The 8,208-nt window shown below is 70.8% G+C and carries 6 protein-coding genes and 1 pseudogene; 4 read left to right on the top strand and 3 right to left on the bottom strand.

Annotation, left to right across the window (positions count from 1 at the left end; genetic code table 11):
• Positions 1-332 precede the first annotated feature (332 nt).
• Positions 333-1,043 (top strand): hypothetical protein, encoded by a 711-nt coding sequence (locus tag GT354_RS44000; RefSeq protein WP_161362755.1) that lies wholly within the window; start codon positions 333-335, stop codon positions 1,041-1,043.
• Positions 1,044-1,295: 252 nt separating this feature from the next.
• Here the strand turns inward: GT354_RS44000 and GT354_RS43995 are convergent, their stop codons facing one another.
• Entirely contained in the window at positions 1,296-2,639 is a 1,344-nt protein-coding gene (locus GT354_RS43995; RefSeq protein ID WP_346012450.1) for an MFS transporter, read from the bottom strand.
• Positions 2,640-2,749: 110 nt separating this feature from the next.
• Between GT354_RS43995 and GT354_RS43990 the strand changes: the two genes are divergently transcribed.
• Complete coding sequence (locus GT354_RS43990) at positions 2,750-3,289, top strand: CGNR zinc finger domain-containing protein (protein WP_346012449.1); 540 nt, start codon at positions 2,750-2,752, stop codon at positions 3,287-3,289.
• Positions 3,290-3,392: 103 nt separating this feature from the next.
• Here GT354_RS43990 and GT354_RS43985 read toward each other — a convergent pair.
• Positions 3,393-4,285, bottom strand: a pseudogene (locus GT354_RS43985) (MFS transporter); the annotation flags it as partial.
• A 153-nt stretch (positions 4,286-4,438) separates the two neighbouring features.
• Between GT354_RS43985 and GT354_RS43980 the strand changes: the two are divergent.
• A complete protein-coding gene (locus GT354_RS43980) occupies positions 4,439-4,951 on the top strand; it encodes a nitroreductase/quinone reductase family protein (RefSeq protein ID WP_237536055.1) in 513 nt (170 codons plus the stop codon).
• A gap of 362 nt (positions 4,952-5,313) precedes the next feature.
• On the opposite strand, the gene GT354_RS43975 is transcribed toward GT354_RS43980, so the two are convergent.
• A complete protein-coding gene (locus tag GT354_RS43975; RefSeq protein ID WP_161362750.1) occupies positions 5,314-7,437 on the bottom strand; it encodes a phospholipase C, phosphocholine-specific in 2,124 nt (707 codons plus the stop codon).
• Between the two features lie 434 nt (positions 7,438-7,871).
• On the opposite strand from GT354_RS43975, the gene GT354_RS43970 reads away from it, so the two are divergent.
• Positions 7,872-8,208 (top strand): NAD-dependent epimerase/dehydratase family protein (locus GT354_RS43970; RefSeq protein ID WP_161362748.1); only part of this gene is annotated, 337 nt, incomplete at its 3' end.

Genomic DNA, 8,208 nt, shown 5'->3' with positions numbered 1-8,208 from the left:
GTGCGCCGGGGGGCGTGGGGTGGTGGTCGGGGCCGATCCGGCGGTGCGGGTGCGGGTGCGGGTGTAGGTGTGGGTGGTGGGTGCGAGTTGCGCCGGGCTGTGCCGCGCCGGCCGGTGCCAGGGAGACCTGCCGTGCCTTGTCGTGTCGCTCGGTGTCTGTCGCGCGGTGTCGTGTGTGCTCCGTGTCGTGTCGCTCCGTGTCTGTCGCTCGGTGTCCTGTCGCGCAGTGTCGTCGCGCGCGGTGTCGTGCTGGGAAGTCCGGCTGTGCCGCGTCGGGTTGCGAGTGGGCAACGAATGCTGTCCGGGCGGCAGTTGCCGATGACGATGGGCACATGTCTTCCCGCCCCGATACGCGACCGACCGGTTGTCTGCTGTGGCTCGCCCGGTTCGTCCTGGCCGTGATCGCGCCGGCAGTCGTCACCGTCTTCGGCGGACTGTACGCATGCCAACGGCAGTTCGCGGCAGCCGACAAGCGGCAGAAGGCATACGAGAAGCATCACGCGGAGGAGACGCGCGCGAGGCTCGATACGGAGGTGCCTTTCCGGGTCTTCCACGGGCGGGCGGGTGAGCAGTTCAAGCGCCTCGGATTCGCCAGGTGTTGGCGCGACACCACGACCCGGCCGAAGCCGCAGGCGGGCATGGTGGGCGTGATATGCACGTCCACGACCATGTACTTGTACGGCTCGGACGACCCCACGACGTCGACGGCCGACTTCGTTCGCGAGGCTCGAAGGCTCGGGCTGACGCCGGACACGGGGATCTGGGAGAGGCCACAACCCGTTTCGGACGTGCGCTTCCCGGACCCGACGCCTCCCCGAGGAGCGGGCGAGCAATTCGATACGCCGTGGGTCGAAGGCTTGTACGCCAATCCCGTTGCCTGGCAACAGGCTTACACCAAGCATCAGTTCGTCATCCGGGCATCCGTGACGGCCCAATACCGCACCGAGCGCAACAAGCCGAAACCCACCCCGCGCCCCACCCCGATGTTCCCCCGGTCCTCGGCCACCTGCGCAGGCGCCCACCGCCCGTGGAGTTGCCTGTGATCCGCCGAGGCGGGGCAAGAGAGCGGGTTCCGGGGACGTGTCGATACTCGTGTGCCCTCACGAGAAGACGAGACGCAATCCTGTGAAGCGTCGACCGGGTACCGCCGGATCGACCGCGAGACGGCCCGAGCGACGCACCGACCGCAACGCGTCTGGGCGCCGAGCCGTACCCGAACTACGCGAGGACGGCGGCGGTGGGGTGGTCGCGGAGAGCGGCCAAGGGTGTCCGAGATTCCCGACCGGGTCGAGCACTCAGAGGTAACCGGGCTCGCTTGTCGCATCGTTGCCTGTGGAGTCGGGCGTGGGCGTGTTCCGGGTCGGTGACGGCCGATGGTGGGCGAGGACCGTGCGGGCGATGGCGGGTTGGATGGCGGCCAGGGCCAGGCAGGCGGTGGCCATGCCGACCCACAACGTGGTTGCCCCGGCGCGCTGGAGGAGTTGGGTGCCCAGGACGGGGGCGGCGATTGCGGCGAATCCCCAACTGGTGCCGTAGGCGGCCATGTACCGCCCGGTGCCACCGGGTGGGGCAAGGCCGGCGACGATCGTGTACACGCGCCCCGCCAACAGAAAGTCACCCACGCTCCAGACGACGGTCGCCGCGACGTGGGCGCCGAGGGTGTGCGCGACCGCGTAGCCGGCCAACCCGAGTGCCGACAGGAGGTATCCCGAAGCAAGGGCCGTAGGTATGGAGAGCGCTGTCAACGGTCGTCGGGCAAGCAAAGGTTGGCAGGCCACGATCGTGAGGGCCGACGCGGTGAGGAGAAGTCCTGCGTCGGCCGGTCGGAGACCGCGCTGCGGTAGGGAGAGCGGCAGCATGACGACGATCTGGAGGTGGACCAGCGCGAACAGCGTCCCCGAGGCGAGCATCGCCATCAGGGCACGATCCTTCCACGGCGCGACCTCGACGCAGTTCCCGTTGTTCCCGCGGCCTTTGCCATCTTTACGGTCTTCGCCCTCTTCACGATCCTCGCCGTCTTCGCTGTCTTCACGGTCTTCGCCGTCCGTGAGTGGCCGGCTCGGCGTGGGCCGGTCGCGGGGCAGGAACACGCGTACGGCGAGCGCGCAAAGCAAACAGGTCGCGGCATCGGCGACGAACAGCAGGCGCAGATCCCACCGTCCCAGACCGGCCGCGATCAGCCCCGCCCCCATGCCCGCGGCGGCCAGGGCGGCGTTCATCAGGCTGTAGGCCCGCACACGTTCGGCGTCCCCCACGGCATCGGCGATCATCGCCTGACTCGGCGGCTCGTACACCTCGAAGGCGAGCCCGAGCAGCACCGCGAAGACGGCGGCCACCGCCAGACTGTCCGCTGCGGCGATTCCCGATTGGGCCACCGCGCAGCCGACCAGACCCCACACGATGGTGCGGCGTCGCCCGAGCCTGTCGCTCAGCCGGCCGCCGACCAGACGCGAGGGAATCGTCGCGAGTCCGAAGGCGGCGGAGACGAGGCCGGCGGTGCCGACGCTCGCGCCGAATCGGGTGGTGATCAAGACGGTGAGGAACGACAGGGAGAAGGCCCCCAGTCGGTTGACCGCCCTGGCCGCGATGAGCAACCACACTGTGCGCGGCAGTCGTTGCCGGGTCGGCAGGAATCGCACGCAGCCTCCTGCGTCACTGATGAATCAGCTAATGTCAGTGACGAAAACTACTGCCGGAGGGAGTGACTGGTCAAGTGATGTTCGACAGTCACGTAGCGACGTTGCTGGACGTGTCCGTCTCACTCGTGAACGCGCTGACGGACGGCGCGCGGCGCGGCAAGCCGTACAGCGCACCGCGCGATGGCGACCTGGCCGGGGCGGTCGCCTCCGCACTGCCTGCCGGCGGTGTCGGAGCCGACGAGGTCGAACCGACGCAGGCCGCCCACCTGTCCCGAACGGCTCAGCGCATGCGTGAGGTGTTCGAAGCCGTCGACGAGGAACGCGTCGACGACGCGGCGGACTTGGTCAACGCCCTCCTGTCCGCCGGCGGCGCCCGCCCACAACTGGATCGGGTCCCCGGTGAGCCCTGGCAGGTCCACTTCCACGGCACCGACGACTCGCTCGCCGTGGGCTGGAGCGCCGGATGCGCGACCGCGCTCGCACTGGCCATCGGCAGCGACCTCGCCGGCCGCCTCGGAGTCTGTCGAGCCCCCCGGTGCGATCGCGTCTACGTCGACGGCTCGCGCAACGCCGTTCGCCAGTTCTGCTCGACCGCCTGCCAAAGCCGCGTCAAGGCCGCCGCCTTTCGTGCCCGCAAGGTCGAGGGGTGAGACAGCCGACCGTGGCCCCGGAGGAGGTTCGGTTCCGGGCGCGGCTCCGGCCGGGCGCCGGGCTCGACGAGCTTGCGGAGGGCTGAGCGGCACCTTCCGGAACGGGATCCGGGGACTTCGGGTGCTCTGGATCATCGGCCGGGGCGGTGGCGCGCAGCGCCGCTTCGATCCGGTGATTGGTGGTCATGGTCGCCGTGAGGGCGGTCATGGCGAGGAGGAGGCCGGCGGCGGTGTAGAGCGGGGTGCGGATGTCGTAGGTGGTGGCCAGTCGGCCACCGAGGAAGGCACCGAACGGGGCGGCGCACATGGCGAGCATGCGCGAGGTGGAGGCGACCCGGCCCATCAGGTGGGCGGCGACGATGGCCTGTCGGAGGGAGGGGCCGAGCACCATCGTGGCGCCCATGCCCGCTCCGCAGACGGCGAGCGCGAGCCCGGCGACGTACGGGTTCGGGGCGGCGGCAAGGCCCAGGACGGCGAGTCCCTCGACCGCGGCCGTGCAGGTCGGCGCGGTGCCGGTGCCGAGTCGTCGGCCGAGGAAGGAGGCGATGCCCACGCCTGCCGAAGCAGCGACTCGCGGGCGTTCGGTACCGGCTGGGGCGTGGCGGGCAGCGAGCGTACGAGCAGTGCGGAGAGCGTGAACGACACCGCGTCCGCGAGCAGCGGAACCGACCGTCCGAGCGCGAGCAGGGCACTGCCCGCGGGTGGGCCCGCGAAGCCGGACGCGGCGGTCTGGGCGCCGCGCAGACGCGAGTTGGCACGCTCCAGGAGCGCGGGCTCGCGGCCGAGCAGATGTGGCAGGTAGGCCGTGGCGGCGGTGTCGAAGAAGATTCCGCCGAGGCCGAGCAGGAAGGCGACGGCCGCGAGCAGCGGAATGCTCAACATGTCGAACGTGGCCACCGCCGGTATCGCGAGCAGCACCGCGCGCGCCGCGTTTGCGACCCACATCGTGCGCCGGCGGTCCCAGCGGTCCACCAGCGCACCGCCGAGCACCCCGAACTGTTCGTATGTACGTACGTACGTACTCGTCGTCGGCGGACACGGCCGCGTCCGGGCGCCCGCGCGTCGCCACCGAGCGCGTCGCCGGCGAGTTGCCGGGGGACGATGTCGAGAACGGCCCGCCGGTTCCGTCCCAGGACGGACGCGGCCGCCATGGCCGTACCACCCCGCGCCATACCCGCCACACACCTGGAAGGGACCGCCGCCATGGCCGTCGCCGAAGACCTCGACCGCGCCACCGATTCGTCGTGGGACTGGGTCGCCGAGCAGACCCGCACCTACCTGGCCTCGGGTGGCACCGAGGGACACGAGAACAACGGGGTGCACGTGCTCGTGCTCGCCACGACCGGACGCAGGACCGGCCGACCGCGCCGCACGTGCCTGATCTACGGCAGGTCGGGCGACGACTTGGTTCTCGTCGCCTCTAAAGGTGGCGCCGACGAGGACCCGGCATGGTTCAGGAACCTTCTCGCGGACCCGAGTGTCGGGGTGCAGGCCGGCACCCACCGGTTCACCGCCCGAGCCCGTGTCGCGTCCCCGGCCGAGCGCGAGTCCCTCTGGACTCGCATGGCGCAGATCTTCCCCCTCTACGACGACTACGCGCGGAAGACCGACCGAACGATCCCGATCGTCCTGCTCACGCCCCAGGCCGAACCTCGCGCGTAGCGGCGTTCGGAGTCGGCGAAGGCTCGTCGCCCAGTCTCTCGGCCGGAGCAGGCGACGGGCCGTCCTCGGACGCGAGACGACTCCTCGCCCGGGTGAAGACGCAAGGCGCTAAGAAGACGTGAACGCGTGAAGGCGCGAAGGCGCGAAGGCGCCCTGCGATGCCCCTTTGCCCTGCCCAACGCCGGAAGGCGGGCCGGCGTTCGGGGAATTCGGTGTCCGGTGTCGCATGTCGCATGATGTGCCGCGATGTTCGGCGGGTGGTCGCCGCCGCGCACGGATCGGTGTCGCCGCTCATCGTTCGCGGCGACGCCGCGGCGGCCCGGCAGCAGGGTGGGCTGTCGGGCCGCCGCGGGGTGGTGGGGTCAGCCGCTGATGCTGTCTCGGCCGTTTTCTATGTGGCCGGCCAACCGGCGGGTGAAGGTGCTCGGGCCGTTCAGGGTGACGGTGAGGTCGTACCAGCCGTCGGTGGCGCCCGTGGACCAGGTGAGGGTGCGGTCGCGGCCGGGCTTGAGGGTGATGGTGCGGTCGCGGTCGCCCAGGCCGTGGCCGTAGGCGTTGGCGGTGAGCTTGAAGGTCACCGTCTCCTTGCCGTGGTTGGTCAGTTCCAGGTCCAGGACCCGACCGGTCGAGCGGATCCGCGACGTGACCTCGACCGTGGCGGCCGGGCCCGAGGTGGTGCCGACGAACTCGCGGCGGAAGCCGTTGGGGCCGATCAGGGTGAGGTCGTAGTGGTCGCCGACCACCGCGATCGTGTCCGTACGCCGGCCCTTGACGTCGTAGTGCTTGGGCTTGGGCAGTTCACCCGCGTACGGGAACAGGCTCAGGTGCGCGCTGGATCGGCCGCTGTTGGCGAGGTCGAGCCGCAGGGTTCGCTTGGCCGCGTCGAACCGGGCCGAGCCGTCGGGCTGGTACGGCAGCGCGCGGGCCGGGCGTCGGCCGCGCTCGGGATCGGGGAGCTTCTGGTTCACCGGCGGGGCCGGCTTCCAGCGGGTGACGAACTTGGGCGCCGGGGCAGGCTTCGGTGGTACGTGCGAGCGCCGGGCCCGGTCGAAGTCGAACACGCCCGTCAGGTCGCCCGACACCGTCCGCCGCCACGTACTGATGTCGGGCGCGCGAACTCCCGTCCAGGTTTCCAGGAAGCGGGTGATCGACGTGTGGTCGAACGTCTCCGACGACACATAGCCGCCGACCGTCCACGGCGAGACCACCATCATCGGCACGCGCGCGCCGAAGCCGATCGGCTTGCCGTCGAAGTACTCGTCGGTGACCTCCTCCGGCGGGCGCGGCGCCGGTACGTGGTCGAAGAAGCCGTCGTTCTCGTCGAACGTCAGGAGTACGACGGTCGAGTCCCACACCTCACGGTTGGACGCGATCGCGTCGAGTACCTGGTAGGTGATCGACGCGCTGGCGGCCGGCGAAGACGCGCTCGGATGCTCGGAATCCGCGGCCGACGGCACCAGGTAGGACACCTCCGGCAGCTTGCCCGCGTCGATGTCGGCGCGCAGCGCCGCGGCCAGCCCGCCGGGCCGGTTGCGCCGCAGCCCGCGCTCGTACAACGACCGCTCGGCGGGCGTCAGCGTCGCCACGCCCTGCTCCAACTTGGCCAGCAGCGCGTCCTGTTCGGCCAGTGCGAGGCCGGCCAGCTTGCCGTAGAACTTGTCCAGGTTCTTGAAACCACCCGCCGGGATCAGCGCCTTGCGCATGACCTGCTTGAACGACGTGTAGAACTCCAGGTTGTTGTCCTGGTAGTTGTCCCACTCCTGGTACACCTTCCACGACCGGCCCGCGCGCTCCAGCTGCTCGGCGTAGGTGCTCCAGGCGTAACCCGCGTGGGTGTCCTCGGAGTACGCGGCGTTGTCGATCGCGCGCCGGGTCGTACTGCCGGGCTCGAAGCCGGTGTAGCCGCTGACCACGTAGTTGCGGTTCGGCGAGGTCGACGACGGCAGCGAGCAGTGGTACGCGTCGCAGATCGTGAACGTGTCGGCCAGCTCGTAGTGGAACGGCAGGTCGGTCCGGTCGTAATGGGCCATCGTGGCGGGCGACTTCGCGCCGATCCAGCCGTCGTTCCAGCCGTCGTTCATGGCCTGCTGGCCGTCGCTCCAGCCGTGAGCGAGCGCGCCGATGTACTGGAGGTCCTTGGACGCGTCCTCGGCCGCCTTGCGTACCGGGAACGGGAGTACGTGCCCGGCAGGGCCGCCCGGCTGCTCGAACACGCTGCCGCCGTCGCGCAGCTTGATCGCGTTGCGGTCACCGAAGCCGCGTACGCCGCGCAACGTGCCGTAGTAGTGGTCGAACGACCTGTTCTCCTGGACCAGCACGACCACGTGCTTGATCGCCTTCAGGCCACCGCGCCGAGGCGGCGACGCGAGGGCCTGCTGCACGGAGGGCGGCAGCAGGGATCCGGCGACGGCGAGCCCCGCGCCACCCGCGCCGAGCTGGAACAGGCGACGGCGGGAGACACCGGAGGATGGGGAAGTGGCCGACACGTGGTGCCCTTTCGGAGTGGGCCGACTGTGGTGTCGACCCGCGAAGAGATCGCGACAGAGACCCGACGGTGCAAATGCCGGGCATGTGCAAGTCCATCGCTTCGTGGCCGACCGGTGAGCGGCCGGCGGATGACGGAAAGGCGAACATTCGCCACGCGCCGGTGTCGGGCGGGGGTGGCTCCGGGTCGGTCGGCGCGGGCTCCGGAGTGGGGCCGGGTCAGGGGCGGGGACGGGTCGGGACGGGGCGGGGACGGATCGGGGAGCGGGCCGGGGACTGGCCGGGGACGGGCCGTACGGCGGCGCGGGCGGTCGGGAAACGTATCCCGTGAGGCGGGTCACCTTCGCCGGTTGTCACACTGGAGCAGCCTCGCCCGTCCTGTTCGCGAAGTCGCCGCGGACGGAACGGGCGGCACGCCGAGACAACGGGAGAACTCATGCGTGTACTCGTCGCGGGAACCGGCGGAGTGGTCGGCCGTGCGCTGGTGCCGTTGCTGCGAGCGGTCGGCCACGACGTGATCGGGATCTGCCGGACCGAGCTCCGCGCCGACGCGTTGCGGGCCGCGGGCGTCGAGGCCGTCGCCGCCAACGCGCTCGATCGGGAGGAACTCCTGCGGGCCGTGGACGCGGCCGCGCCGGACGCCGTCGTCGACATGCTCACCGCGATGCCGCCCGAGCTCGACCTTCCGCGCCTGGCCTGGGATCTTCCGGTGACCAACCGGCTGCGGACCGAGGACAACCGCAACCTCCTGGACGCGGCGCGGCGGTTCGGGG

This window comes from Streptomyces sp. SID3343, from assembly GCF_009865215.1.
Lineage (GTDB): Bacteria > Actinomycetota > Actinomycetes > Streptomycetales > Streptomycetaceae > Embleya.
The sequence above is the reverse complement of the archived record's forward strand: the minus strand, read 5'-3'. Positions and strand labels throughout refer to the sequence as shown.

What these genes read in the sequence shown, in the direction of transcription:
- GT354_RS43980 (WP_237536055.1), top strand. Translation starts at nt 4,439, where the DNA reads ATGGCCGTACCACCCCGCGCCATACCCGCCACACACCTGGAAGGGACC.
- GT354_RS44000 (WP_161362755.1), top strand. Translation starts at nt 333, where the DNA reads ATGTCTTCCCGCCCCGATACGCGACCGACCGGTTGTCTGCTGTGGCTC.